The organism is Curtobacterium sp. 9128, assembly GCF_900086645.1.
Taxonomy (GTDB): Bacteria; Actinomycetota; Actinomycetes; order Actinomycetales; family Microbacteriaceae; genus Curtobacterium.
The window spans coordinates 3,569,731-3,594,693 of record NZ_LT576451.1 but is presented as its reverse complement, the minus strand read 5'-3'; the positions used below and the strand labels follow the sequence as shown (position 1 = coordinate 3,594,693).

Below are 24,963 nucleotides of genomic sequence, written 5' to 3'. Positions count from 1 at the left end.
TTCACGGACAGGCCGAACGGGTCGTCTCACCTGGATGAGACGACCCGTTCGGCACTGCCTGGAGGCTCGGTGTCAGTCCGCCTGCGCGCTCGCCCGCGCCTGTGCGCGCTTCCGGCGGGCGATCACCATCGTCGTGAGGCCCGCCAGGAGCAGCAGGCCCGCGATGACGGCCGGGGCCGCCAGCTCGGCACCCGTGTAGGCGAGGGCTCCTGTTCCGCTGCCCGATGCGGTCGGGTTGCCGGCCACGTCCGTGCCGGTACCCGTGCCACCCGTGCCGTTGCCGACGCCGTCACCCGTGCCGCCGCCGGCTCCAGGGGTGCCCGGGTCCGTCGGGTCGGTCGGGTCGGTGGCGACCGGGACCGGGACCGTCGCGGCGAGGGTGATCTGCTGGCCGTTCGGCAGCGTCACGACGAGTGGCTCCTCGGTCGTCGCGGCGGGGGTGACCGCTGCTGCCAGCGTGACGGCACCAGGAGCTCGTGCCGCTGCCGGGGTGGCTGCGGCGGCGCCGGGGACGGGGAAGGTCAGCGTCGCGCGACCCTGTTCGTCCGTGGTGTCGACGATCGTCGTGTCGATGTCGGCGCTCGCGAGCTCCTGATCGCCGGCGCTCACCGAGACGGTGCCGCCCTGGTCCGCCGCGTTGCTGAACGTCAGGGACGTCAGACCGACCGTGACCTCGTCGCCGGCCTGGAAGCCGCCGTCGGGGGTCGGGGTGACCGTGACGCCCACGGCACCCTGGTCGTCGTTCACGACGACGTCGGGGGTGGCCGTGAAGTAGTCCACCTGAGCCTGCAGGTCGACGGTGCCGCTGTCGGCCTTCGCCGATGCCTCGTTGAACGCGCCGAAGTTGTCGCCACCCGATGCGAGGAACGAGTTCACCGTCACCTTGTACGTCGTGCCGGCGTCGATCGGTGTGCCGTCGAGCTGCATGTCGGTGATCTTCGAACCGACCGCTGCCGTCGGGTCGTAGGTGTACGAGAAGCCCTTCGACGTGCCGAGCTTCAGGAACGGACGGCTGGACCCGGTGGGCTGCCACTGCTGTTCGAGCGCGCGACGGATCTGGTCGCCGGTCAGGTCGAGGACGACCAGGGTGTTCGCGAACGGCTGGACGCCGGCGGCCTCCTGGTAGGTGACCTCACCGTCCTGCTCGCCGTTCCCCGAGGCCTTGTACGTCATGTCGGTGCGGAGGCCGCCCGGGTTCATGAACGCGATCTGGGAGCCGTTGCGCTCGGTCTGCTTGCGCTGGACCTCGGCGATGAAGTTGCCGAGCGTGGACTCGCCACCGCGGTTCTCCGAGCCGTCGGTCTGCTTGGCGCGGAGCATGTCCTGGTCGATCGTGCCGAGGACTACCCTGCCCTTGACGTCGGCGACGGCCTTCGCGTCGCTGACGAGCTTCGTGATCTCCGGGTCCGCGGGGTAGGCGCCCGTCGTCAGGGAGATGTTCTCCGCGGTGGCTGCCGTCACCTTCTTGGTCGTGGGGTCGATCGTGAGCTTCGCGTGCCCGAGGTACCCGCCGTAGGAGCCGGTCTGGAGCACCGGACGCGCGGTGGTGCCGTCGGTCGGGACGATCGCGTGGTTGTAGAGCTGGTGCGTGTGACCCGAGAAGATGACGGACACCTTCGCGGTGACGTCCTTCGCGATGTGGCCGAAGTCGTTGTCACCCGTCGCGCTCGCGAGGCTCGCGTCGGCCGCGCCCTCGTGCACGAGCAGGACGAGGGCATCGGCCTCGTCGTTCGACTCGTCGCCGTCGGTGAGCTGGTCGGCGTACTTGTTCACCGAGTCCACGATGTCGGCCATCTCGAGACCCTCGATGCCGGCGGGGGAGACGAGCTCGGGGATCAGCTCCGTGGTCGCCCCGATGAACCCGACGCGGACGCCGCCGATCTCCTCGATCTCGTACGGGTCGAACGCGGGCGTGCCGTCCGACTTCTTCACCAGGTTCGCCGAGACGTGGTCGTACTTCGCGTTCCGGGCGTCGTCGGGGCCGATGATGCGGTCGCGCAGGTCGTCCTGCCCCTTGTCCAGCTCGTGGTTGCCGATCGCGCTGACGCTCAGGCCGATCGCGTTGAGGGCGTCGATGGTGGGCTGGTCGTCCTGCACGAACGAGGTGAAGGTCGAGGCTCCGACGTTGTCGCCGGCGCTGACGAAGGCCGACGCCGGGTTCGCGGTGCGCAGCTGCTCGACGGCGCCGGCGAGGACCGCGGCGCCGGCGGTGCCGCTGCCGGACTCGATGCGACCGTGGAAGTCGTTGACGTCGTAGATGTCGATCGACGACGCGACCTCGTCGGCGGCGACCGCTGATGACGGGACGGAGAGGGCGACGAGGACACCGGCGGTCGCGAGGGCAGCGCCGGTGACGACGCCCCGCCTCCGCCGAGTGCTCGGGGTTCCGGGAAGGTGGGAAGTGTTCATCGGCGATGAACCTATGAGGACGTACAGCGGGCGCGCCAGTCCTCGGCGCAACTCGTCACATGAAGTTCACACAGGCAACACCTGTGGTGTGGTCAGTGCTCCTCGGCGATCAGGGGACGGAGCGTGCGGTGCGCGATCCGGAGGCCCTCCAGCACCCGGTCGTCGGTGCCGCCCCACAGCGGGTCCTCGTGCTCGACGCTCAGGGTGCCGTCGAACCCCGCCTCGTAGAGCCGGTCCACGACGTGCGGCCAGTCCACGACACCACGGCCCGGTACCCGGAAGCGCCACCAGCCCATGTCCCAGGGGTCGTCCCCCTTGTCGACCTTGCCGAAGAAGCCGTACTCGTTCCGCTTCGCGGGGAAGAGCTCGACGTCCTTCGCCTGCGCGTGCACGATGTGTTCGGCGAACGGCAGGATCGTCTCGACCGGGTCGATGCCGATCCAGGTCAGGTGCGACGGGTCCCAGTTCAGGCCGAAGCCGAGGTCGGTGACCCACCCCCAGAGCTCGGGGGAGTACGCGATGTTCCCAGGGGAGCCGTCGGGGTGCCAGCCCTCCATGACGCAGTTCTCGATGATGAGCCGCACCCCGCGTTCTCCGGCGTAGTCGACGAGTTCCGGGAGCACCCGGTTGCCTTCGACCATGTTGTCCCGCACGGACTTGCCGTTGTCGCGGCCGATGAACGTGCCGACGTACGGCACGCCGAGCACCTGTGCCGCGTCGATCGCGTGCCTGAGGTGCTCGTGGACCTCGGCGCGACGGGCGGGGTCCTGGTGGAGGTTGTTCTCGTAGTAGGCGAACGCGCTGATCTCCAGCCCGGTGCGGTCGAGCAGCTCCCGGGTCTGCGCTGCGTCGGACTCCGTGAAGGTCGCGACCGGCAGGTGCGCCGCCTCGAAGTCCCGGCCGCCCGTGCCCGGCCAGACGCCGACCTCCAGCCGCTCGTAGCCCTGCTCCGCGGCGAACTCCGCGATGCGGTCGAGGGACCAACCGGGCAGGCACGCGGTGAGCATCCCGAGCTTCATGCGATCTCCTTCCACGCGTCGTCGCCGGCGCTGGCGACGACCGCGTCGATGATGCGGGCGGACCGTGCCCCGTCGGCGAACGTGGGCAGGCCGTCGGGGGCCTCGCCGGTGCGCACCGCGGTGTACGTGTCCGCGACGAAGGCCGAGAAAGCGTCGAGGTAGCCCTGCGGGTGCCCGGACGGGACGATCGCCAGGCGTCGCTGGTCCGGCGATCCCTGGGCCGGGTCCCTGACCAGGATCTGCGCCCCTGTCTCGTTGCCGAACCACGCCGACTCCGGCTGCTCCTGGTCGAATGCCGCGCTGCCGCGGGTCCCGTCGACCTCGAACCACAGCCGGTTCTTGCGTCCAGCTGCGACCTGCGAGATCACCACGTTGCCGATGCGACCGGAGCCGGTCCGGAACGTCGCGACGGCGGTGTCCTCGGTGGTGACCTCGGCGCGCGTCGACGCGTCGGCGAGGGGATCCGGGTCCGGGGAACCCGAGAAGGACGGACCCGACGCGGCCGGTCGGGTCGGGTAGACGATGTCGGTCACGGCGTTCACCGACCCGAAGCGCTCGCCGGTGACGAACTCGACCAGGTCGCACCAGTGCGAGCCGATGTCCGCGAACGCCCGCGACAGTCCACCGGCGCCCGCGTCGACCCGCCACGACGAGGAGTCCTCGTCGAGCATCCAGTCCTGCAGGTAGTGGCCGTGGACGGCGAGCACGCGGCCGAGGTCCCCGTCGGCGATCTTCGCCCTGATCTCGCGCACCATCGGGTGGAAGCGGTAGACGAACGGGATCGTCGCCACGACGCCGGCCTCGGCTGCTGCGCGTTCGAGTTCCGCCGCCTGCTCGCTCGACACCGCGAGCGGCTTCTCGCACACCACGTTGATGCCGGCCCGGATCACCGCGAGCGCCTGGGGGTGGTGCTGGTCGTTCGGGGTGCACACGTGGACGACGTCCGGCCGGTCCGCGATGACCTCGTCGAGGGAGCCGTACCCCTTCGGCAGGTCCAGCTGCGCGGCCACCTGCGCGGAGCGCTCCGCGTTCCTGCCGAGGACTCCGAGCACGTCCGCTCCGGCCGCCCTGGCGGCACGGACGTGCACCGCCGCGATCATCCCGGTGCCGACGACGACCACTCGCAGTCGTCGTCCGGTGTCCTCGTTCGTCATGGTGCTCCTTCGCGCCGTTCCCTCCACCGTATTGGAGCGAGCCGACCGTGCGCCGGAACCGGTGGGTACGTTCTGAGGCATGGCGAGCCTCCAGACCACACTGCTCATCCTCGGAGCGAGCGGCGATCTGTCCAAACGACTGCTGCTGCCGGGTCTCGCGACCCTGCTCGAGGTCAAGACGGACTGGGACGTCCAGCTGATCGGTGCCGGCGTGGAGGACATCTCGGACGCCGACTGGAAGCAGCTCGTGCATGAGTCCTTCGAGAACGCGCAGGCCTCGAAGGACGAGGACGAGGGCGCCGAGGGCACGGCGAAGCTCCCCGAGCGGCTGCAGGCCGTCGTCGACGCGTCGAGCTACCGCAAGGCCGACGTCACGGACCCCGACGACCTGAAGGCACTGCTCGCGGCGTGCCAGCACGACCCGGCCGTGTACTTCGCGCTGCCGCCCGCCGTCACCGAGAAGAGCTGCGAGGTGCTCAAGGGGCTCGACCTGCCGAAGGGGACCCGGCTCGCGCTCGAGAAGCCGTTCGGCACCGACGCCGCCAGCGCCGAGCACCTCAACGACGTCCTGCACTCGTTCCTGCCCGAGGAACGCATCCACCGCGTCGACCACTTCCTGGGCAGGTCCACGGTCCTCAACCTCCTCGGCCTGCGGTTCGCGAACCGCATCATCGAACCGCTGCTGTCGAGCGTCCACGTCGACCGGGTCGACATCGTCTACGACGAGACCCTCGGGCTCGAGGGACGCGCTCGGTACTACGACAAGGCAGGCGCGCTGGTCGACATGATCCAGAGCCACCTGCTCCAGGTGATGGCCGTGGTGGCCATGGAAGCACCGGCGTCCATCGACGCCGACGACCTGCGCACCCAGAAGGAACTCGTGCTCCGTGCCGTCCGGCCGTGGGGCGGTGACCCGCTCACCGCCGGGAAACGCGCGCGGTACACCGCGGGGAAGATCGGGGACCGGTCCCTGCCCTCCTACGTCGACGAGGACGGGGTGGACCCGCAGATCGGCACCGAAACCCTCGCGCAGATCACCCTCGAGATCGCGAACTGGCGCTGGGCGGGCGTCCCGTTCACGCTCCGCTCGGGCAAGGCGCTCGGAGCGCAACGTCGGGAGATCGTCATCACGTTCAAGGACTCCCCGCACGTGCCCGACGGGCTCACCGGCGTGCAGCGCCCCGACCGGCTCCGCATCTGGATCGCCCCCGACCAGATGCAGCTCGAGCTCAACGTCAACGGACCGGGCGACCCCTACACGATCGACCACACCGCACTCGAGGTCAGCTTCAACCCCGGACGCCTGAGCGCCTACGGGGAAGTCCTCGCCGGTGTCCTCGAAGGCGATGCCGCCCTGTCCGTCCGCGGCGACAGCGCCGTGCAGGGCTGGAAGGTCGTCGAGCCGTTCCTCACCGCGTGGCAGGCCGGCAAGGTCCCGCTCGACGACTACCCCGCAGGCTCCGAGGGACCCGAGGGCTGGGACAACATCCAGGGGTAGCGTCCGGAGACGTGACCACGATCGACGACGTCCTGCAGACCGTTCCCGAACCAGCCGGATCCGACATCACCGTCGAACCCGTGCACTACGAACACGAGGGCACGGCGCTCGCCGGGGTCCTGGCGAAGGACGCCGCGGTGTCCGGCCCGCGCCCGGCGGTCCTCGTCGTCCACGACTGGCACGGCGTCAACGAACACGTCGAGGCGCGCGTGACGATGCTCGCGCGCCTCGGCTACGTCGCGTTCGGTGCCGACGTCTACGGCGCGGACGTCCGACCGGGTGACGACACCGCCGGGCAGGTGGCGTCGTCGTACTACCAGGACCTGCCGCTCATGCGTGCCCGCGTGCAGGCCGGACTCGACCGGCTCCGCGAGGACCCCGACGTCGACCACTCCCGCATCGTCGTGATGGGCTACTGCTTCGGCGGGTCTGCCGCACTCGAGCTCGCCCGCACCGGCGCCGACCTCGCCGGCGCCGTGTCCTTCCACGGCAACCTGCTGACGCACGAGCCCTCCGACGCCGGAGCGATCCGCGCCCCGCTCCTGGTGCTGACCGGTGCGGCCGACCCGGTGGTCCCCGACGCCAAGGTCTCTGCGTGGCAGGACGAGATGCGTGCGGCACCAGGTGTCGACTGGCAGGTCGTCACGTACGCGGGTGCGATGCACGCGTTTGCGGTGCCCGGGACGGACGCGCCCGACCACGGGGCGCAGTACCAAGCGCTGGCCGATCGACGGTCGTGGCAGGCCCTCGAGGTCTTCCTCGCCGAGGTGTTCGGCGAGGAGCTCGGCGGGCTCTGACCGGCGACACGCCGAACACCGGATTGTGGTCTGCTCGATTGGCGCTCCGGCCTGCACCTGTTGTAGAGTCTTCCACGGCCGCTTCGGCAGCCACGCGCTCGTAGCTCAATGGATAGAGCATCTGACTACGGATCAGAAGGTTGGGGGTTCGAGTCCCTTCGAGCGCACAAAAGTACCGGCCAGGTGTAGCCCCAGGTGTAGCCCGGCAGTCGAAACACCGAACAGCAGACGCCCCGAAGCCTCACGGCTCGGGGCGTTCTGCATCGCTGGGAGCGCTACTGCGCTGCGGGCATGAAGGACTTCATGTGGCACCGGGCGCGCGTTGGTGTGCTCGACAACGGGACGTCGCGGAAGTACTTCCTCAACGACGACGAGCACGGCGTCGAACTCGGGCACGTCACAGAGAGCGACGGACGGTTCCTCGCCTACCACCGGCACGCGGGATACCTGAGTTCCTGGTCGAGCCGGGATGAGGCATTCGAAGCGATCGGGGACGCGGAGTAGCCCTGTCGGTGGTCCGGCCGACGATGAAGCCGTGACCGAGCACAGGTGGGCGCCGCCCGAGCATCAGGACGTCCCGATCTACGCCGCCGCGTCGATGCCCGTCGACACGATCGGGGCCGCGGAGGCGGTCACCCCGCCACAGCCTGTGTGGGTCTCCCGGCTCCTGTTCGAGCAGATCGGGGAACTCGAACGGGTGAAGGCGTTTGCGGTCGCCCGATCCGAGCTGGCAGTGTTCGTCGAAATCGCGTGGCAGGGGCGATTGCAGCGTGCTTGGGTGCCACGCGACGCCGTCAGCGTCCGCAATTTCGCGCCACGGCGAGACTGATGGGCGCCGACGCGGCGATCGATGGACGCTCGGCTCAGCGTTCACGCTCCCCGAAGCCGCGCGCGGCGGCCCGGAGATCGACTTGCCGGTACCCGACCCTGTGCTTGCGTGGGTGCAGTTCCCGGATCGGATCCTCGAGGTCGAGGCACGCGTCCTCGCGCACACCGAGCGCGCAGCGCTCGTCGAGTGGGGTTTCGGGCAGGGCGCCGATTGTGCTTGGGTGTGGCGCGACGCCGTCCGACCTGAAGCTTAAGGGAGACCCATTGGGTCGGGGTCGCCGCTGTCGCCTCGGCCGGAAATCCCGTTCACGGGAGGGGCGGCGACCCCCGGATATGCAGAAGCACACCCGAGGCGGGCGTCGGCTGATCGGGGCCTTTGCCCGCCACGATCAACACTAGGGCGAAATCGGTGCCCCGCGCTATCGTCAGCCCATGACGGTCGACAGGGAGCTCGCCGACGTCGGGATCAACCTCAGTTCGCAGCGACCGCGCGTCGCACGTGCTCTGGTGTACATCGCCGAGCACTACCGCGAACCGATCACCGTTGACGACGTAGCAGCCGCGGCGGGTTGCGGTGATCGTGTTCTGCAGGACAGGTTCCGGACCGAGTTGGGTGTGCGGCCCTTCGAGGTGATCCAGCGACTCCGGCTGCAGTGGGCGCGGCAGTTCCTCCTGCAGCAGACCGCCGGGGTCGTGCACATCCGGGAGGTTGCCGCTGCGTCTGGGATGCCGCACGCTGGCCGTTTCTCGGTCCGTTACCGCGAGCGGTACGGGGAGACACCGTCTGAGACGCTTCAATGGCGGCTGGATGCACAGAGGCGGCACGGGCGAAGATGAGTTCCAGGACCCCCTTCCCCTGGCGCTCCACCTGACTTACCCTCACTGCAAGCCCGGTTCGAGCGTGCTCCTGGGTCAGCGCCGCTCCAGAGTGCGGTGCGCCGTGGTGGTGCCGACGATCAGGCGGCACCACCACGGGCAACACGCAGGACCCGCTAGCTGGGCACGGGCATCCGTGGCATGCTCGGTACCAGTCGGCTGGTTACCGACGAGAGCGCCGCCTGTCCCTGATCCAGGGTGCGAGCGTTCGGAGGGCAGGGGCGTGTCATCCCGGAAGTTGATGCGTTCCTGCCCCCTTCCCAAGCATCCCTCGGTGTCGCATACTGCTACCGCGTGGTCCAACCTGAGGGCCGCGAAAGAACGGCGAATCTTCCCTGATATGCCGTTAGGGCGTGGGTCGAAGGGTCCCATACTCTCGACCCACGCCCGGCAAAGAGCCGCCCTGCAAATGACCACGAGATTTGACCGGCGCGCACCCACAGCAGCTCGAGCGCCGCCCGTGAACAGGGGCAAGACGAGCGTCTCATCTCGGCCGTAGAGTGATGCTCACCATGAAGAAGCACGCCGCGCTCATCGTCGCCGGACTGGCACTGACTCTCACTCTCGGAGGGTGTGCGTCCACGTCAACGTCCGCCGCCCCGACGAAGACGCCGAGTGCATCCGCCGCCGCAGCATCCGACGAGGAGTGCGTCATCTGCGACCCAGACGGAGCAATCCCGCAGGCTGACGAAGCGGACAGCTCCGGCAGCGCGGCCCCCTCGTCGTTCTTCTTCGGAGCAACCGCCACGTTCGAGGATGGCGTCACCGTCTCGATCTCGGCGCCCACGCCGTACACACCGCAGGGCACCGATGTTGCCGGCGTTGACTTCCCGCAGAGCGTGACGAGCACGGTCACGATCAACAACGCGAGCTCAGACGCAATTTCGGAGCCCGCGTTCATCGCGCAAGCGACGTCCGGCGGACAGGCTGCGTCGACGGTATTCGACGAAGGGAACGTCAACGACGCTCCTGGCACCGCGATCCTCGCGGGCCAGACGCTGACATACCCGATCGCGTTCAGCGTTGCCGACCCGACCAACCTGACGGTGACCTACACCGTCGACTGGAACAACCACGCCGACGTGACCTTCTCGACGGACTTCTGATGGGTCTCCGCTGGCACATCCCCCTTCCCGGCCCGTTCTCCCTCGGCGGTCGCGTCGGCGGGTCCGGCACGGTCTGGAAGCACCCCGGCTGCAACATGCGCCACCGTACGAAGCACGCCGCAGACACCTGCCCGAACCGCGCCCGGCTCGCCGCGAAGGGTCGGTAGAACGACGAAACGGCCCCGCCCGCGCTCGGATCAGGAGCGCGGCCGGGGCCGTTGTCATGGTGCTGGTGTCTCTGTTGGATCGGGCGTCGTCGGTGAGCACGTGCCGGCGACGTCCTGGGTGGTGCCGTCGGTGAGTGTGAACCGGAACACGGTGGAGCCGTCATCCGTCGTCGCGCACGTCACCGAGGTGAATCCGGTGCCGGTGGGCCCGGTCGCACCGGTGTCCCCCTTCGCGCCAGTGGCGCCGTCGGCCCCGTTCGCGCCAGGCTGCCCGTCGACGCCGTCCTTCCCGGCGGTCCCGGTCGCGCCGGGGAGCCCGGGTGAGCCGTCGTTGCCGTCCGTGCCGGTCTTCCCGATCGGTCCGTTCTTCCCGATGCAGTCGCCGCCGTTCTCCGTCTCACCATCCGTATAGGTGACCGCCCACCCGGTCGCCGTGCACAGCGCGAACGCGACGCCGCGGCCGTCGTTCCCGGCAGCACCTCGAGCGCCGGCAGTGCCTGACGGGCCCGGGATGGTCTTCGGGATGGCGGAGGGGTCGAGCGTGTCGGGTTCGACCCCGGCAGCCTTCGCCTGGTCGGTGAGCTGCGTGTACTGCTCGACGAGCTCCCGATACTGCTTCTGCCCCTCGAGGCCCTGCGCAGCGATCGCACGGTTCCGGGACCGGAGGTTGTCGATCGTGGCTTGCTGGGACGCGAGCGCGTACACGATGAGCCCGACGAGGCCCATCGTGACGATGATCGCGAACGCCCACCCGAGGCGGTCGACCCGGAGGAACCGTCGCAGGCGCACCATCAGGCACCCCCGTGGATGAACGGCATGATGAAGGACGCGACGATCGCAGCGACGCCGAGCACGATCGCGATCACTTGCCCGGCCTTGAACCGGCGGGCCTCGTCCTCACGGTCCTGGTCTCTCAGGGTCTTCGCCTTGAGGTCCGTGCCGAGTGCCGTGATCGCGCCGTTCGCCTCTTCCCGGTTGTCGACGACGTCCTTGCCGAGGGCGGCGAACCGGTCGTCGGTTCGCCGCTTCTCCGCCTCGAACGCGTCCTGTGTGACGAGCTTGTCGAGCCGCTGGTTCGTCTCAGTCCGGAAGGACGCTATGTCCTCCCGGATGAGCCGGAACCATACCGGCATCTCAGGTTCGTCAGCGGCCATGTGCTGCCCCCTTCGTGGGACGGTGAGGGGTCAGGACGCTGCGAGGTGCTTCGGAGCGTCGTCGTCCGGGACTGTGCCCGACTGCTCCGACTCGGCCGCGCCGACGACGGGCTGCAGCGAACCGTCGTCGGCGACGGTGTGGGTCACGTACTGGGTCAGGTCGATGTCCTCGGCAGCGGCAAGCGGCACTGCGGGGGCCTTGAGCGTGGTGATGCTCGGCACGCCGGGATCGGATGTCGATCCGGCGTCGATGACCTTCGCGGCGTCGGTGCGGATCTGTACCCCGAGCTCCGTCGCGACGGCCTTCACGATCGCCGTGATGACGAGGATCGCGTTCGCCTTCGTGAAGTGTCCGTCCGGCACGAGCGCGACGACGGCGGAGAGGACGGCGAACCCGACCGCTGCGCCGGTCTTCGCCGCGCCCTGCCACTTCGCGTTCACGAGCGGGAGCCAGTACACGACGCCGGTGCCGACGAGCAGGAGCGCGATCTGGGTGATCGTCTGCCAGTCGATGAGGGTCGTCTCGCCGGCGGCCTGTGCGGCCTGCAGGATGCCGAGCACGCCGACGGCGAGCGGAAGGAGCGTGGTGCTGTAGCGGCTGAGGATCGTGTTCATCGGATGCCCTTCCCGTCGACATCGGCGTAGGTGAAGCCGCGGAACATGTCCTTCGGCTGGGGGCCGTCGAGCACGACGGCGCCGAGCTTCGCGGCGAGCGCGATCTCGGTAGCCGAACGGGCGTGACGGTAGGTCATGCGGTTGAAGTCGAAGATCCAGGTGTCAGTACCCGGACCCTGACCGATCAGGGTCTTCGCGACCAGCGGCTTGAATGCCATGTCGTCCTCCTCTGGGACGGTCGGTGGAGCGGTGACGGTGTCGGTGATCGGCGCGCCAGCGCCGCCACCGGGCGAAAGGACAGCGCCGCCGAACGACGACAACCATCCGAGGGGCTTCCGGTACCCGGTCTGCGCGTACCGGGTACCGGCGTTGACGACCGCGATGTTCCCGACCCCGGCAGCGTCGGTCGCGCCAAGGTCCCAGTCCCGCCACGTCGGCGTGAGCCGGGTGCCGGTGACCATCGCGACATCGCCGTACGGCCAGTTCTCGTCGCCCTTCCAGCGGGGACCGGAGCTCGCGCCGTAGACGAAGATCGCGCCGCGGAACGGGATCTCGTCGAGGGAGTGCCGATGCTCGGCGGGTGCGTTCTCCCATGCGGCAACGGCGGACGGCAGCGGGCTGGTGTTCTCGAACCCGCCTCCGCCACCGAGAGCGAGCCACTGCCAGCGGGTGCACTTCCCGGGCTGGTTCCGGCCGGAACCGTAGCGGGTGCCGTTGTCGCCGACACCCGACATGGACATGAGGACGGACGGTGCGTTGGACACGTCGATGACGGTCACGAGCTCCTCCTTCTACGACGAACGCCGCCCCGGTCGGGGCGGCGTGACTGTGGGTTGGTTGCGGGTCAGACGCCTGCAGCGAGGTAGCCGACGACCTTGTTGTTGCCGAGCCATGCGCCGTTCGTGGAGTTCCGGAACCGGATCTGCACGGACGTGGTGCTCGTGGGCGGGCTGTCCCACACGATGCCCTCGAAGATCGACGACACGGAGTCGGTGCCCGTGTTGCGCATCGTGAGCTGGATCCAGTTCGGGATGACGCCGAGGCCGTGCCGGATCACGAGGATGCCGTTGCTGTTCGTGGTGTCGTTGAACCCGACGTTGACGGAAGGCCTCACGGTGGGAACCCACCCGGCGGTCGAGCTCTGGTACACGAACGCGAGCCCGGTGTCGGTCTCGTAGAACTCGAGGCCAGGCCACACGTCGGCGCCGGTGAGGGCCTGCCGGTCGCTGCTCGCGCCCACCTTCCGGTTACCGACCATCGCCGCGTAGCGGGCGACCTCGGTGAGGTCCGCGGCGTCCTGGGGCACGCCGGTCCCGGCGTACTGCGGCTCGTTCTTCGGGCCGCTGGAATCGCGTGCCATGTGGCTCCTTCGTCAGTAGGTGGAGGTGATCCGCAGCGCCCCGGACATGCCGTCCTGAGCGAGGGACCGGAAGATGTTCTTGCCGCCGTGGTTCACGCCGACGCCCGCGGACCCGCCGCCGGCCTTCAGCGCGTCGCCCCACGCGGTCGGGAGCGCGAACCATCCGGCTCGCGGAGCGAGCGCCTGCTGGGTGCCGTACCCGGGCTGGCCGGCGGGCTTCGCCTGGTAGCTGTGGAGAGCGAAGTTCGGCGCGGACCCGAACAGCGACTCGATGGAGAGGAAGATCTCCACGGCCTGGATCGACGCGGACGCGGGCACCGTGTCGGCGATCTTCGATCCGTAGAACCATGCCCCGTAGTACGAGTCGGACGCCCACACCTGCTGTTGCTGCCAGCCGTACCGGTTGAACGAGCCCGCATCGGCCGCAGCGAACACGTCGCGGTGAACGCTGGTGCTCGTCTGGGGGGCGTTCGGCGGGGTGGGCGGCGCCGGGGAGGTCGAGAGCACGCCGAGCGCGAGCGGGCCGTTGTGCCAGCGGAGGCCCATCACCTGGCCCGCCGCCGGCGTCGACCCGAGGTATGGGGACACGACGGTGCCGTAGTCGGTGTTGAGCGTCACCAGCCCGCCTGCGACGGAGACGACGGTGCCCTTCGCGGGCTTCGTCGCGGTCGGCCCCATCATGAAGACGCGGTCGTCGATGTACCAGACGTTCACCGGCTCGTTGACCTCGGGCATGAGGCCCGGGCCGAGCTGCGCCGGGATCCGGCCGCCGCCGACGTCGACGACGCAGCCAGCCGCGGTCGCCGACACGAACGTGCCGATCAGGGGTCGCACCTTCGTCTTGTCGCCGATGAGCTTGAGGAGGATGTCGCTCTCGTCGGTCACTGGGTCACCGCCACGGTGGTCTCCTGCTGGGCTGCGTCGGTCCGGCGGATGCGTGTGACGCGTCCGTTGAAGGTGTTGCCGATCTCCGCGACGGTCAGCACGTCGCCGACCTCCCGGAGCGGGTTGAACGTCTCCGTGAGGACGACCTCGACGCCGGTGAGCTGGCTGACGCGGGGGAGCCACGTGTTCACGTAGGCCTGCGCCTGGCCGACTGTGGTGAGGTACTGCGACGAGTAGAACTTCGGTCGGCGGCGGAACGGCGACAGGGACCCGTCGGTCTCTCGTGCGCGGAGCGGCCCGGACGTGAGCTCGCCGGACGCGAGGATCGCGGTGCCCTTCGACGTGTCGTAGGAGCGGACGACGATCGCGTTGTACACCTGGTCGTCGACGAGGCTCCGCTTGACGTCGATGAGGTTCCCGTGGCGGGCGGTGAGCCGGTCGACTACGGCAGGCCATGCGTTGGGCCGCATCGACACCGTGCCGTCCGGGGTGATGTAGGGAACCGCGTCGAGGGAGTAGTTCGCGAGGTCGTAGACCGCCTGCAGTCGGTCCTCCTGGTACGCGACCTGCGTCGAGATCGCAGCGTCCGGGATCGACCGGGTCAGCGGGAGGCCGGTGAGGCGCTGCACCTCGCTCCACGTCGACGTCAGCGACGGCGGGGAGCCCGGCACGTCGAACCGGTTCACCTGCACGCCGTAGAGCAGGTCCGACAGCGACACGGTGATCTCGTCGCCGACGGTCACGGCGGCGCCCATGAACAGCATCCGCGTCGTGTTGATCGTCGGCGTGCTCGTCACCAGGTACTGGCCGATGCGGACCCGCTCGGAGAACGCCGGCCCGTCCTCGACGAGGACGTACACCCACACCTGCGTCCCGAACGGGGACAGCACGTCGCCGACGCCCGTCGGCGCGATCGACTTCGCGAAGTCGTCCTGGTAGACGAACGTGAGCGACCCCGTCGACTGCACCTGCTGTCCGTCGTCGTCCGTGAAGTCTGGCGCCGTGCACGGCAGATCCTGCAGGACTCGCTGCCCGTTCGCGATGACGTCGGCGACGAACCGGAACGTGAACGACGCGCCGGTGAGGACCGACCGCATCTGCTGAGAGGAGGTGCGCACCGAGCACCTCCTCCCAGGGTCAGCCGGCGAGGCCGGTGAGGGTGTAGTCGGTGTCTCGCTCGAGGCGGGACGTGTACGCGGCGGCGCGGGCCGCCCGGGTGGGGTACGCGGCGTCGATGTCGTCCCGGGACAGCGCCGGGATGATGAGGCCCGGTGCGGGGGGTGCGACCTCGTCGCCGTCGAGCTGGTACTGCACGAGCTTGTTCGCGCCGGACGTCAGCCGCTTCGGTGTGCGGCAGCCGAAGAACAGCACCGGCGGGAGCGGCACGTTCGGTGGCGTCCGGACGCACAGCACCGCCGGGTAGGTGGTGTCGTACGTGCCGAACATCTCGTCGAACCGGGCCGCGTCCTCGGGGTGCAGCAGCCGCAGCAGCAGGCTCACGCCCTTGAGGCCGGACTTCTGACCGTTGATGAGCCGCCCGACGGACCCGCCCTGCGTCCACACGGTGTCGCCGGGGGACTCCCACCCGAGCGTGTCCGTCGACGTCAGCCGGACCCGCACCTGCAGCGCGAGCGTCGGGTTCAGCGGCTGGGACACCCACGCGTCCGCCGAGTCGACCGTCACGGACGTCGCCCCGGTCATGCCGAGCGAGGCCCCCGAGGCGTTGAACTGCTCCGCCTGGTAGCTCGCCGGCACCCCGAAGGGTGCTTCCTGATCGAGGACGGACGCGCCGCCGACCGCGTACAGGTTCTGGCCCCCACGGACCGGCAGAGTACGGCCACCGGCGGTCCGCCGCACGGTGATCGTCTGCGTGCCGGCAGCGAGGAACGGGAACAGCACCTGCACGCGGGGACCGAGCACGTCGTCGTCGAACACTGTGAGCTTCGGCGCGAAGTCGCCCTGCTGGTTCGCCGTGGCTCCGTCGAAGTAGTTGCCGGGCGCGATCGCCAGGTAGGCGCTCCCGACGTCCATCGTGCCCGTCGCGGCTCCGCTCTGGACGTCCCAGAACAGCACTGCGTCGACGGCATCGGCCGGTGCCGTGAACGTGCCACTCAGCTGGCCGATCGATCCGGTGGGCGCTGCAATCGTCGCGCCGTTCACGTACGTCTCTGCGCCCGAAGAATTCCGGAAGCGGACGGTGAGCCGGACGGTGGCGCCTGCGACGCTATGGCGTCCCTCCAACAGCGCGTGGTACGCCATTCCACCGACCACCGTCGCGAGCGAACTGAACACGTACCCACCGGCCGCGTTCTTCACGACGCGTATCGCGCCGCCCGACGAGAACGCGGTGTCGTTCACGAACGACGCCGACGAGCCGCCTGAGAACACCCATCCGGTCGCGGGCTTCGGCGACGGAACCAGGTTGGTGCGAGCGAGCGTCCCGTTGACGGTCTCCGTGGACGTGGACGCATTCGCGGCGCCGGTCCACGCGTGCACGATCGTGTCGGTCACGGATGCTCCTTACTGGCTTCGTCGCCCGGCCTGCAGCGACGCCTTCCGACGCCGCCCGGCCTGCTCGATCTCTACTTGGATGACGTCACGGAGCCCGGCACCGCTGATGTACACGTTCACGGGTGCCTGCTGCGCCGACTTGGGCTGCATGATCGCGCCGACGGTCTCCGCGGGCTTCGCGTTGATCGCCTGGATGATCGCGCGAGCACCCGGGTACGCGGCCGCCTGCTTCTGCACGACTTCCTCACCGATCGACAGCCGTGTGGTCAGCGAGTCGGAGAAGAACGAACCGGCCCCACCGGACACGGTGCCGCCCGATGTGCCGCCGCCAGCGAACCGCTGCGCCGCGTCCGACGCGATCGTCCCGCCGTGCGCGCGGCCGATCGTTCCGCCGTGCGCCCGACCGTTGTTCGCCATCACACCGAGTCCGTTGCCGGCGGTGCCGTCGGCGACGTTGACGTGGTTCGTCGTGATCGTGATCGTCTTCGACGTCGGGATCTGCGCGATCGACGACTTGATCGCGTTGAGGTTCGCCTGCGCAGTAGCGATCGCTGCCTTCATCTCGGTCTGCTTGTTGGCGGGGACCGAGCTGATGCTGCCCTTGAGGGAGTCGAGCTTCGCCTGCGCATCAGCGATCAGTGCGTCCGTCTTCGTGTCGTGCTTGTTCGGCACGGACGCGATGTGCGCCTTCAACGCGTCGAGCGCCGCGTCCGCCGCCGCCTTGTCGACGTCGAGCTTCGTTGGCTTCACCTTGAGGTTGTCGACGTCGTACAGCCGGTTGATGTAGTCCTGGACCGCCGGAGTGAGGTTCCCCTGCGCACGCAGAGCATCCTCGAGCGCGGTCTTCGACTGCTTGTACGCCTCGACGCCGGCAGTCGTCGACCCGGTGGCCTTCGACTGCGCTTCCGCCATCTGCTGAGCGGCCTGCACCTGACCCTGGATCGCCTGCTGGTTCGCGACCGCCGCTTCCGAGTTCCCCTCGATCGCAGCGCCGTTGTCCTTGAACGACTGCTCGGCCTGGTTCACCGCGGACGCAACACCGGTCTGCGCCTGAGCGACCGACAGCGCGCCACCGTTGAGGAGAGTGAGCGCGTTTGTCAGCAGTCCCGCAGCGTCCGACGCAAGCTGCATCTCACGGGTGGACTCCCGCGTCGCCGCCGCCTGCTTCTTGGCGGCGTCCGACGCCGTCTGGTACGCGCCCGTCGTCATGCCGTACGCCGACGCGTTCGACTTGATGGCGTCCGTCGCAGCGTGTGACGCCGAGTTCGCGTCGTCCTGCTCCTTCTTGTTCCGCTTGACCGCGTTCGTCTGCGAGTCGAGCTCCGACTGCAGCTTCTTGAGCGCGTCGACGTGCTCACTGGCGATCTTCGCGGCCGCGGACTGGCCGGTGCTGCCCATGCGGGCGGCGCGAGCCTGCTCCTCGTACTTTTCGATCTGCGTGTCGAGGACACCGTTGACCTTCGTCTGGGCGTCGCCGTTCCCGGTGACGCTCTTCGTGAGGTCGGAGAGGGTGAGCCCGTACTGCTTCGCGGTGCCGACGACCTTCGCGTCCTGCAGCGCCTTCGCGGCCATCTTCGCCGTGTGCGCGCCGATGGCGTCGCCGTCCTGCTCGAGCGCGGCCGTGTAGTCCGTCGTCGCCTCGGTGTTCGTCTGAGTGGCGTTCGCCGCGACGAGCGTGATCGCGGCGAGTCCCGCGAGGAGCCCCACGACGATCCCGATCGGGTTCGCCGCCATCGTCGCGTTCATCGCCGCAGCACCCTCAGCAACCGCAGCCTCACCGGCTGCCGCTGCCGGAGCGGTCGCCGCGACAGCACCCTGCGCGGCAGCCTGCCCAGCCGTGGAGGCAGCGGAGCGAGTCGTCGCACCCATGAGGGCATCCATCGACGCCGACAGGGCGGTGATCCCCGCCTGCGCGCCAGACGTCAGCGCTCGGATGCCGTCCCACGCCTTGAACCCGAGCCACACTGCGGCGGCGCCGGACCCGAGGATCGGGAGGAGCGGCCCCGCCTGCGCGGCGAACTGCGCGAGCTCGCCGATCCCGCCAGCGACCTGCACAACGACGAGGCCGACGGGCCGCAGCGACCCGAGAAGCGCGACCGCGCCGGACGCGAGGTCACCGACGCCGCGGACCACGATCGGGAGATCGTGGGACGCTTCCGCCGCGAACGTGGCGAGACCGCTGCCGGATGCCCACCGCTCGAACCCGTCCGCGACGCGCACGATGAGCTGCTGACCCTGCTGCATGAGCGGGTTCGCGACCTGGAAGCCCTTCACCAGGCCAGTGAGGATCGAGTTGCCCGCCTGGCCGAGGGAGTCGGAGAACCCGGCGACCTGTGACCGCAGAGCGGGCATGTCGTTCGTGATGGTCTGCTCGGCCGTCTGGAAGTGCTCGAGCATCGCGCCCGCCGACGTTGCGCCGAGGGAGTCGAGGTCCCCACGGAGCGCCTGCAGCCCGGCCGAGTATGCCTGCCCGGCGTAGGTGCCGTCGTCCATGGCCTTCTTGATGCCGAAGACCGCGAGCACGCCGGCGGCACCCATCCCGAGCGCTGCGCCACCGGCAGCGACGAGCGTGCCGGTCAGCGGGCCGACGGTCGCCACGAGCGCCGTGATTCCGGCCGCCATGAGGCCGACGCGGGAAGACCCCGCCTGGTACGACTTGCCGCTGCTGTCCGCCGCGACGGCAGCCTCACGGGTGGCCGCAGCGAGCTCCGTTTCTCCGGCTGCCGCCGCGGTCGCCGCTGCCGCCTCACGTGCGCGTGCCTCGTTGAGCTCACGGGTGAGCGTCACGGCGCGGTCCATCGCAGCCGACTCGCGGTTCTGCGCCTCCGCGAGTGCGATGCGCTTCGCCATGAGCTCGGCGGCCGCCGCCCCGCCCTTCTCCTCAGCGTCCGTGAGACGCTGCTGAGCGAGGTCCGCCTTCATCGTGGCGATCGCGGACTTCTCCTGCGCTTCCGCGAGCTGCGCCTGCGTCGTCGCCGCCGCTCGGGTGGCCGCCGACGACCCACCTCCGGCGCGTTCGATGACCTTCACGTCGACCGTGACGGACTCCGCGCCGAGCGCCCGAACGGCCGCGTGGAGCACCGCGATGCGCTCCTCCGCGCGAGCCGTGTTCGCGTCGATGTGGACGTTCGCGTCCATCGTGCTGAGCTGACGGACGTCGGCCTTCGCCTTAGCGATCGTCCGGTCCCACGCCGAGTCATCCAGCGACAGAAACCCCTTGATCCCGCCGACCTCTGTGTCAGTCATCGGTGGGCTCCTCGCTGTCGTTGATGCTCTGGAAGTGCGCGCCGATGAGCGTCGCGGGGAACGAGGTGATGCCGGTGCCGGTGACGAGGTACTCGTCGAGGCCGAGGAGACCGGACACGAGAGCCGCGAACTCACGCCACGTGTGCGTGTGCAGGACCGTCGTCAGCCGGAGGCCGAGGTGCCGCTGCAGGTCGAACGCGATCAGGTCGAGGTGTTCGAGGACTTCGCCCCAGTCCGCTGCCCTGCGCGCTGCGGTGACTTCCGCCGGGGCTTCGTACCACTCGTACGTGCCGGTGAGTTCGTCGTAGTCGCCTCGGCCGTATTCGTCGACGGCGTCGAGTCCGTCTCGGGGACGGGCGGTGGCACCAGCTTCGATGCTTTTGGGTCAATCGAGTTCCAGACCACCTCGGCGGCGTCGCGGCCGTGCATCGTGTCCGCGAGCGCGGTCGTCGCCGCGTGTTCGATCACGCCGGGGTGGATTTCGTCGGCGCGCATCTGGTCGAGCGCGGCGCCGAGGAACATCCGCTGGAACTCTTCGTCGTCGATCATCTGCTCGTCGGAGATGGTGACCGACTCGCCGGCACGGAGCCGCTCGAGCAGGGCGCTGTACACACGCCACCGGACCACGGCCTCCGCGGTTGCGGGCGGGATCTGGTACGCGGTCCCGCGGATCGGGAGGATGAGCGGGTCGGCGAGGTCGTAGTAGTCGAGGAACGGTGCCATGAGCTGGGGACTCCTTGCTGCTGGGGTGGGGACTGGTGGGGGTAGGCCGGGGCCGCCGCGTCCCCAGATACGGCGGCCCCGGGGTCTCACGCGGCGCGGGTGTACGCGAGCGCCGCGTTGGAACCGTTCGGCGTCGTGACCGTGATCGCGGCGGACCCGGCGGAACCGCTGGGGAGGACCGCGACGATGAGCTGGTCGTTGATCACCTCGAACGACGTCGCGTTCGTCGCCCCGAACTTCACGCCCGTCGCGCCGCTGAAGTTCGCGCCGCTGATCGCGACCGCCTCACCGGTGCCCTGCGTCGCCGGGGCTGCGGCCGTGGCGACCGGTGCGGCGGTCACCGTGAACGGGTTGTCGATCTTGTACAGCGGCCCGTCGCCGGTCAGGGACGCGGTGCCCTGGCCGAGGTTCTTCACCGCGGTGTTGGACAGCTTCCACGTCGGGATCGCGACCCCCTGGTGGGCGTCCGGGAGGCCGTTGCGGTCGAAGTAGCGGAAGCCGAGGCGGGCCTCGTCACCGAACTCGCCGATCGTGTCGAGGATGATCTGCTGGCCCGGGTCGATCGCGCCGCCGGACTCACGGATGAACAGGTCGATGTCCGACGCCCACGACTGCATCGTGACCTCGTTGCTGGTCCAGCCGTCGGTGTCGTAGTCGGATGCGTCCTCGATGTTCGGGGTCGTGTTCGGCGTGAAGCCGTTCACGCCGCGGACGCGGACCCAGCCACCGGCGAGGGTGAGGTCCGTGGTGACCTCGCACGCGTAGCGGCGCGCGAGTGCGGTCTTGCTCGGGGTGGTCATGCGGGGGTGCCTCCTAGGCGTGTGCGGGCATGCGGAAGTGCCCCCACTGGGGAGGGCTGGTCTGGGGACCTACCGGCTAGGGCCGGTGGATGGTGGGCGGCCACTCGACGTCGACGTCGTAGTGGTCCGCGCGCTCCACGCGGAGCGTGTCGTCCTGCCCCATCGGCACGCTGTTGCGGCGGAGGCACTGGACGACGAGGGCGGCGCCGAGCGGGAGGTTCGTGGAGCCGTGGAGCACCGCGAACGCCGAGTAGGCGAGGTCGTCGGTGGAACCGCGATCGTTCGGCAGCCCCTTCACGGTGACCTGCAGCATCCCAGAGCCCTGCGTGATCTCGGGGTGCTGGTCGAGGTCGACCCAGTTGAGGATGATCTGCTGATTGTCGATGGGCCGTTCGGTGCCGTAGACGATCGCGACGTCGTCGGGACCGTACGGGGCGTCCGGGGACCAGACGCCCACGCCGGCCGCGGCGAGGTACTGCGCGCACCCTTCGACGAGTTCACGGGTGGGGGAAGTCACAGGCGCTCCTCGAACACTCGGGCGCAGGCGCGCAGGGCTGGGTCGGCGGCTTCGACGATGCCGGTGGTGAGGAAGAACGACTGCCCGTGCGTGTGCGTCAGCGGGGCACCGACGCGGCCGTGCCGGTAGTAGACGCCGAACTCCTGGTACCGGGCGTAGGGGCCGCCGTAGCGGATCGTGGCGGTGTTCCCGGACGCGGTGATGCTGGGGGAGCCGACGAGGTGGCCGGACTCGACGGGGACCTTCGGGGTGGTGACCTGACGGACGACCTCCATGCCGGCGACGGCGGCGGGCGTGATGGCGGCGTTCTTCCGCGCCTGCAGTCCGTCCCAGTCGAACGTGTCCTCCCACTCGATCGACACGACGAGCCTCCGCTCAGGTGAGGGCGAGCTGCACGTGGTCGGGGAGGTCGAGTGCGCTGGAGTCGTAGACCGTCGCGGCGAGGATCCGGGACTTCCGTCCGCGGATGGTGACCTGGGATCCGGCGGTGAGCTTGTCGGCGTGCTCGAGCGGCGCGTACACGGGCGCGTTCACGACGAGCTGCTCGCCCGACGCGGTGCGCGTGACCTTCACGCCCCCGTCGATGAAGCACGGCACGTCGACGGGGTCGGACCAGAGCGTGCCGTTGCCGCCCTCGCCGAGGTTCGTGCGGACGGTGATCGTGTGAACCCAGAACTCTGCGAGCTCGTCCATCACACCACCCGGACATGCTGTCCGATGAGGCCGCGGTTCTGCAGCCGCCTCAGCGCCGCTGGCACGAGCGACACCGCGGCGTCTGCGCGCGCGGCGGCAGCGGTCGCGACACCGGCGTAGGAGATGCTCCCCGAGCCGATGCCCTTCGACGTCGCCACGCCGCCCTGGATGACGCCGCCGGCGAACGGCTTGATGCCGAGCGTGACCCACGCGGCGGCCTGGATGCATGTCGCGTCGATGAGTGCCTGCCGGATGAGCGGGTCGGTCGCGAGACCGGTCTGCGGGTCGGTGTCGTAGACGGCGGTGATCGTGGCGCGGAGCACGATGTCGCTGCACGCCTCGAGCGTGAACGCGATGTCGCTGGGTGCGGGCGGCGCGCCGTCGATCGCGCCGTAGTCCTCCGGGGAGGCCAGCGTGTCCGGGACGATGTAGCTGGTCATGCTGGCCTCCTCGGCGGTGTGTGTTGTCAGCGAGTGGTCGGCAGGCCGCGGAGGAGACCGTGGGCCTTCTCGTTGCCGTACTCGAGACCGATCTCGCCGTAGAGCTGCTTCCGGTCGGACGCGCCGACCTTGGCGAGGTCTTCCTCGAAGAAGTGGCCCTTGCCCGGGATGTTCAGGAACACCGGGTTGAGCTGCTCGAGGGAGACGACGGCGAGAGCGTCGGCCGGCATCCACCGGTCGAGCATGATGTTGAACCGGGCGAAGTCGGTCTCGATCGTCTGGAAGTTCACGCCTCCGACGTTGCGGTCCGCGACCAGGTTGTTCTGGTTCGCGGCGTACGCGTTCGAGATGTTCCGCTTCTGCGAGGAGCCGACGACGATCGTCGCGGTCTCGCCCTCGGCGATGCCGCCGTTGTCGAACACCGTCTGGAACAGGTCGTCGTAGTTCGCCTTCGTCGGCGCGGTGGCGGACAGCTTGTAGAGGCTGACCGTCGCCGAGCCGATGGTGATGGCGGTGCCGCCCTTGGCCGGTGCGACCTTGAACGTGCCGGACGCCTTGCTGACGACGAAGTAGACCCGGTTCGGCTGGATCGCGGTGGAGCCGCCGACGTCGGTGAAGATCACCTTGTCGTCGTTCGACAGGGTCGTCGACGCCTCGGTGATCGTGTCCGTCGCCGCGGAGAGCCCGGTGTGGGCCTCGCCGAGGTTGATGACGTTCGTCTGGATCGCCTGCAGCAGACCACGCGTCTTGCGCGGGGCGGTGTTGTCGCCGGGCTTCGCATAGACGCCGCGGATGAACGACGCCTCGACGTCGCGGGCGACCTGCTTGAGCGCCTGCTCGACCTGCCAGGGCAGCTCGGCCGTGACGGGGTTCGTGCCGGCGATGTTCGCGCCGTTGTGGTTCCCGACGGCGGCCTGCTTGGTGTAGCTGACCTCGACGGTCTCCTGGTGGATCTCCACCACGTTGTCGACGTTGAACCGCACGCGGTTCTCCGACGGCTGCGCGGGTGCACCCTCGACGCGCTGGCGGTTCTCGTCCGGGTCGCGGAGGTCGTAGCCCTGCCACTCGAACGTGGTGGACGTGGCCTCCTTGCCGCCGGTGAGACCACCGATGGACGACAGGAGCGGGGTGTCTTCCGGCGAGACTCCGAAGAGCTCACCGACGTAGTTCGGCAGGTTGAACGTGGTCCCCTGCCCAACGATTCCAGGCATGTGCTGGCCTCTCTGGTTGGTTGGCTAGCCCTAAGCGGCTCGCTGCCGGGCGGCGGCGATGGCCTGCTTGAGGCGGATGGTCTCCTTGAAGTCGCGCTTCTCGGTCGCCGTGGCGAGCTGAGCTTCGAGCGACTGCACGGTGGCTCCCTGGTGTTCGCCGCCACCTGAGCGGGAAGGGGTTGCCTTGAGGGCGGCGTTGTCCTGCAGCGCCTTGGTGATCGCCGCGGTGATCGCGGCCCCATCGGTCGGCTCTACCGACGCGATGGTGGTCTTGAACTGCTCGTTGTTGAGCAGGAGCGCGGTGTTCGCGTCGCGCGCGGCGGGCGACTGGAGCACGGCGATGGTGAGGTCGCGGGCCTTGAGGTCGGCCTGCGCCTTGCTGAGGTCGCCGTCCTTCGCCTGCACCTGGCCGGAGAGGTCGGTGACCTTCTCCTGCAGCTTCGCGGGGTCTGTCTCCGGGGCCTCGAAGCCGAGGAGTCCGCCGAGGCCCTTCGTGAACTGCTCGAACCGGTCCGCGGACTCCTGGGCCTTCTGCTCGGCGGCGGTCTTCCCGGTCTTCGCCTTGTCGAGGTCGGAGCGAACGTTCTGCAGCAGCGCCCACGCGCGCTCGGGGTCGAAGTTGTCCTTCGTCCACGGGGCGTCGGTCGCGGTGGTGTCGGCACCACCCGAACCGGCAGCGGCAGCAGCCGCGGCGGCTGCGTCGGCCTGGCCCGCTGCGCCTGCGGGGCCACCGGCACCAGCGCCGCCCTCGCCATTCTCGTAGCGGAGGCCCATGAGGGCGTGGCGGGTGCGGCCGATGACGGCCATGCCGTCGCGGTCGGCGACGACGGGGAGCGCGGTGGGGACGGTGCAGGTCACGGGAGCCTCCTGGGTTCCTCGGGGGTGGTGTCCGGCGCCTGGCCGGGCTTGGGTTGGGGTAGGTCGGTGATGGGTCCGAGCGGCCACCGGTTCTCG

28 protein-coding genes and 1 tRNA gene are annotated in these 24,963 nt (G+C 69.5%); 8 read left to right on the top strand and 21 right to left on the bottom strand.

What is annotated here, in order from left to right:
* Positions 1-72: 72 nt before the first annotated feature.
* The 3 genes from QK288_RS17195 to QK288_RS17185 all read right to left on the bottom strand — a co-directional run bounded on the left by QK288_RS17195 (position 73) and on the right by QK288_RS17185 (position 4,582).
* Complete coding sequence (locus QK288_RS17195; RefSeq protein ID WP_281265488.1) at positions 73-2,409, bottom strand: bifunctional UDP-sugar hydrolase/5'-nucleotidase; 2,337 nt, start codon at positions 2,407-2,409, stop codon at positions 73-75.
* Positions 2,410-2,501: 92 nt separating this feature from the next.
* Positions 2,502-3,428 (bottom strand): sugar phosphate isomerase/epimerase, encoded by a 927-nt coding sequence (locus QK288_RS17190; protein ID WP_281265487.1) that lies wholly within the window; start codon positions 3,426-3,428, stop codon positions 2,502-2,504.
* Positions 3,425-4,582 carry a Gfo/Idh/MocA family oxidoreductase gene (locus tag QK288_RS17185; protein ID WP_281265486.1) on the bottom strand — a complete coding sequence of 386 codons (1,158 nt, stop codon included), beginning with the start codon at positions 4,580-4,582 and terminating at the stop codon, positions 3,425-3,427. The genes QK288_RS17190 and QK288_RS17185 overlap by 4 nt, the downstream gene beginning before the upstream one ends.
* A 79-nt stretch (positions 4,583-4,661) precedes the next feature.
* Here QK288_RS17185 and QK288_RS17180 point away from each other — a divergent pair, with 79 nt between their 5' ends.
* The 8 genes from QK288_RS17180 (at position 4,662) to QK288_RS17145 (ending at position 9,854) form a co-directional block, all read left to right on the top strand.
* A complete protein-coding gene (locus tag QK288_RS17180; protein WP_281265485.1) occupies positions 4,662-6,080 on the top strand; it encodes a glucose-6-phosphate dehydrogenase in 1,419 nt (472 codons plus the stop codon).
* A gap of 11 nt (positions 6,081-6,091) precedes the next feature.
* Positions 6,092-6,877 carry a dienelactone hydrolase family protein gene (locus QK288_RS17175; protein ID WP_281265484.1) on the top strand — a complete coding sequence of 262 codons (786 nt, stop codon included), beginning with the start codon at positions 6,092-6,094 and terminating at the stop codon, positions 6,875-6,877.
* A gap of 94 nt (positions 6,878-6,971) precedes the next feature.
* Positions 6,972-7,044: transfer RNA gene (locus QK288_RS17170), tRNA-Arg, on the top strand.
* Between the two features lie 124 nt (positions 7,045-7,168).
* Positions 7,169-7,381: a hypothetical protein gene (locus QK288_RS17165; RefSeq protein WP_281265483.1), complete on the top strand. Its 213-nt coding sequence runs from the start codon at positions 7,169-7,171 to the stop codon at positions 7,379-7,381.
* A gap of 31 nt (positions 7,382-7,412) precedes the next feature.
* The gene (locus tag QK288_RS17160; protein ID WP_281265482.1) at positions 7,413-7,706 is read left to right on the top strand and encodes a hypothetical protein; all 294 of its coding nucleotides are present in this window, start codon (positions 7,413-7,415) and stop codon (positions 7,704-7,706) included.
* Positions 7,707-8,137: 431 nt separating this feature from the next.
* Positions 8,138-8,542, top strand: a complete 405-nt coding sequence (locus QK288_RS17155) for a helix-turn-helix transcriptional regulator (protein WP_281265481.1) — start codon at positions 8,138-8,140, stop codon at positions 8,540-8,542.
* A gap of 551 nt (positions 8,543-9,093) precedes the next feature.
* Positions 9,094-9,687: a hypothetical protein gene (locus QK288_RS17150; protein WP_281265480.1), complete on the top strand. Its 594-nt coding sequence runs from the start codon at positions 9,094-9,096 to the stop codon at positions 9,685-9,687.
* Positions 9,687-9,854 (top strand): hypothetical protein, encoded by a 168-nt coding sequence (locus QK288_RS17145; RefSeq protein ID WP_281265479.1) that lies wholly within the window; start codon positions 9,687-9,689, stop codon positions 9,852-9,854. Before QK288_RS17150 ends, QK288_RS17145 begins: the two co-directional genes overlap by 1 nt.
* Before the next feature lie 54 nt (positions 9,855-9,908).
* Here the strand turns inward: QK288_RS17145 and QK288_RS17140 are convergent, their stop codons facing one another.
* The 18 genes from QK288_RS17140 to QK288_RS17055 all read right to left on the bottom strand — a co-directional run bounded on the left by QK288_RS17140 (position 9,909) and on the right by QK288_RS17055 (position 24,867).
* The gene (locus QK288_RS17140) at positions 9,909-10,646 is read right to left on the bottom strand and encodes a hypothetical protein (protein WP_281265478.1); all 738 of its coding nucleotides are present in this window, start codon (positions 10,644-10,646) and stop codon (positions 9,909-9,911) included.
* Positions 10,646-10,987 (bottom strand): hypothetical protein, encoded by a 342-nt coding sequence (locus QK288_RS17135; RefSeq protein ID WP_281265477.1) that lies wholly within the window; start codon positions 10,985-10,987, stop codon positions 10,646-10,648. Before QK288_RS17135 ends, QK288_RS17140 begins: the two co-directional genes overlap by 1 nt.
* Before the next feature lie 51 nt (positions 10,988-11,038).
* Positions 11,039-11,623, bottom strand: coding sequence for a hypothetical protein (locus QK288_RS17130; protein WP_281265476.1), 585 nt, complete (start codon positions 11,621-11,623; stop codon positions 11,039-11,041).
* Complete coding sequence (locus QK288_RS17125; RefSeq protein WP_281265475.1) at positions 11,620-12,402, bottom strand: hypothetical protein; 783 nt, start codon at positions 12,400-12,402, stop codon at positions 11,620-11,622. The genes QK288_RS17130 and QK288_RS17125 overlap by 4 nt, the downstream gene beginning before the upstream one ends.
* Positions 12,403-12,467: 65 nt before the next feature.
* The gene (locus tag QK288_RS17120) at positions 12,468-12,983 is read right to left on the bottom strand and encodes a hypothetical protein (RefSeq protein WP_281265474.1); all 516 of its coding nucleotides are present in this window, start codon (positions 12,981-12,983) and stop codon (positions 12,468-12,470) included.
* 12 nt (positions 12,984-12,995) lie between these two features.
* Positions 12,996-13,868, bottom strand: a complete 873-nt coding sequence (locus QK288_RS17115; protein WP_281265473.1) for a hypothetical protein — start codon at positions 13,866-13,868, stop codon at positions 12,996-12,998.
* Positions 13,865-14,986: a hypothetical protein gene (locus QK288_RS17110; RefSeq protein WP_281265472.1), complete on the bottom strand. Its 1,122-nt coding sequence runs from the start codon at positions 14,984-14,986 to the stop codon at positions 13,865-13,867. Before QK288_RS17110 ends, QK288_RS17115 begins: the two co-directional genes overlap by 4 nt.
* A gap of 19 nt (positions 14,987-15,005) precedes the next feature.
* Positions 15,006-16,379, bottom strand: coding sequence for a hypothetical protein (locus QK288_RS17105; RefSeq protein ID WP_281265471.1), 1,374 nt, complete (start codon positions 16,377-16,379; stop codon positions 15,006-15,008).
* A 9-nt stretch (positions 16,380-16,388) separates the two neighbouring features.
* Positions 16,389-19,625 carry a hypothetical protein gene (locus QK288_RS17100; RefSeq protein ID WP_281265470.1) on the bottom strand — a complete coding sequence of 1,079 codons (3,237 nt, stop codon included), beginning with the start codon at positions 19,623-19,625 and terminating at the stop codon, positions 16,389-16,391.
* Positions 19,618-19,743 (bottom strand): hypothetical protein, encoded by a 126-nt coding sequence (locus QK288_RS17095; RefSeq protein ID WP_281265469.1) that lies wholly within the window; start codon positions 19,741-19,743, stop codon positions 19,618-19,620. Before QK288_RS17095 ends, QK288_RS17100 begins: the two co-directional genes overlap by 8 nt.
* Positions 19,744-19,826: 83 nt before the next feature.
* Positions 19,827-20,348: a hypothetical protein gene (locus tag QK288_RS17090; protein ID WP_281265468.1), complete on the bottom strand. Its 522-nt coding sequence runs from the start codon at positions 20,346-20,348 to the stop codon at positions 19,827-19,829.
* An 86-nt stretch (positions 20,349-20,434) separates the two neighbouring features.
* On the bottom strand, positions 20,435-21,148 hold the full coding sequence (locus tag QK288_RS17085; RefSeq protein ID WP_281265467.1) for an IPT/TIG domain-containing protein: 714 nt from the start codon (positions 21,146-21,148) through the stop codon (positions 20,435-20,437).
* A gap of 76 nt (positions 21,149-21,224) precedes the next feature.
* Positions 21,225-21,665 carry a hypothetical protein gene (locus tag QK288_RS17080; protein WP_281265466.1) on the bottom strand — a complete coding sequence of 147 codons (441 nt, stop codon included), beginning with the start codon at positions 21,663-21,665 and terminating at the stop codon, positions 21,225-21,227.
* On the bottom strand, positions 21,662-22,027 hold the full coding sequence (locus tag QK288_RS17075; protein WP_281265465.1) for a hypothetical protein: 366 nt from the start codon (positions 22,025-22,027) through the stop codon (positions 21,662-21,664). Before QK288_RS17075 ends, QK288_RS17080 begins: the two co-directional genes overlap by 4 nt.
* A gap of 13 nt (positions 22,028-22,040) precedes the next feature.
* Complete coding sequence (locus tag QK288_RS17070) at positions 22,041-22,358, bottom strand: hypothetical protein (RefSeq protein WP_281265464.1); 318 nt, start codon at positions 22,356-22,358, stop codon at positions 22,041-22,043.
* Positions 22,358-22,798 carry a hypothetical protein gene (locus QK288_RS17065; RefSeq protein WP_281265463.1) on the bottom strand — a complete coding sequence of 147 codons (441 nt, stop codon included), beginning with the start codon at positions 22,796-22,798 and terminating at the stop codon, positions 22,358-22,360. The genes QK288_RS17070 and QK288_RS17065 overlap by 1 nt, the downstream gene beginning before the upstream one ends.
* Positions 22,799-22,824: 26 nt before the next feature.
* Positions 22,825-24,009: a DUF5309 family protein gene (locus QK288_RS17060; RefSeq protein ID WP_281265462.1), complete on the bottom strand. Its 1,185-nt coding sequence runs from the start codon at positions 24,007-24,009 to the stop codon at positions 22,825-22,827.
* Between the two features lie 30 nt (positions 24,010-24,039).
* Complete coding sequence (locus QK288_RS17055; protein ID WP_281265461.1) at positions 24,040-24,867, bottom strand: hypothetical protein; 828 nt, start codon at positions 24,865-24,867, stop codon at positions 24,040-24,042.
* Between the last annotated feature and the right edge of the window lie 96 nt (positions 24,868-24,963).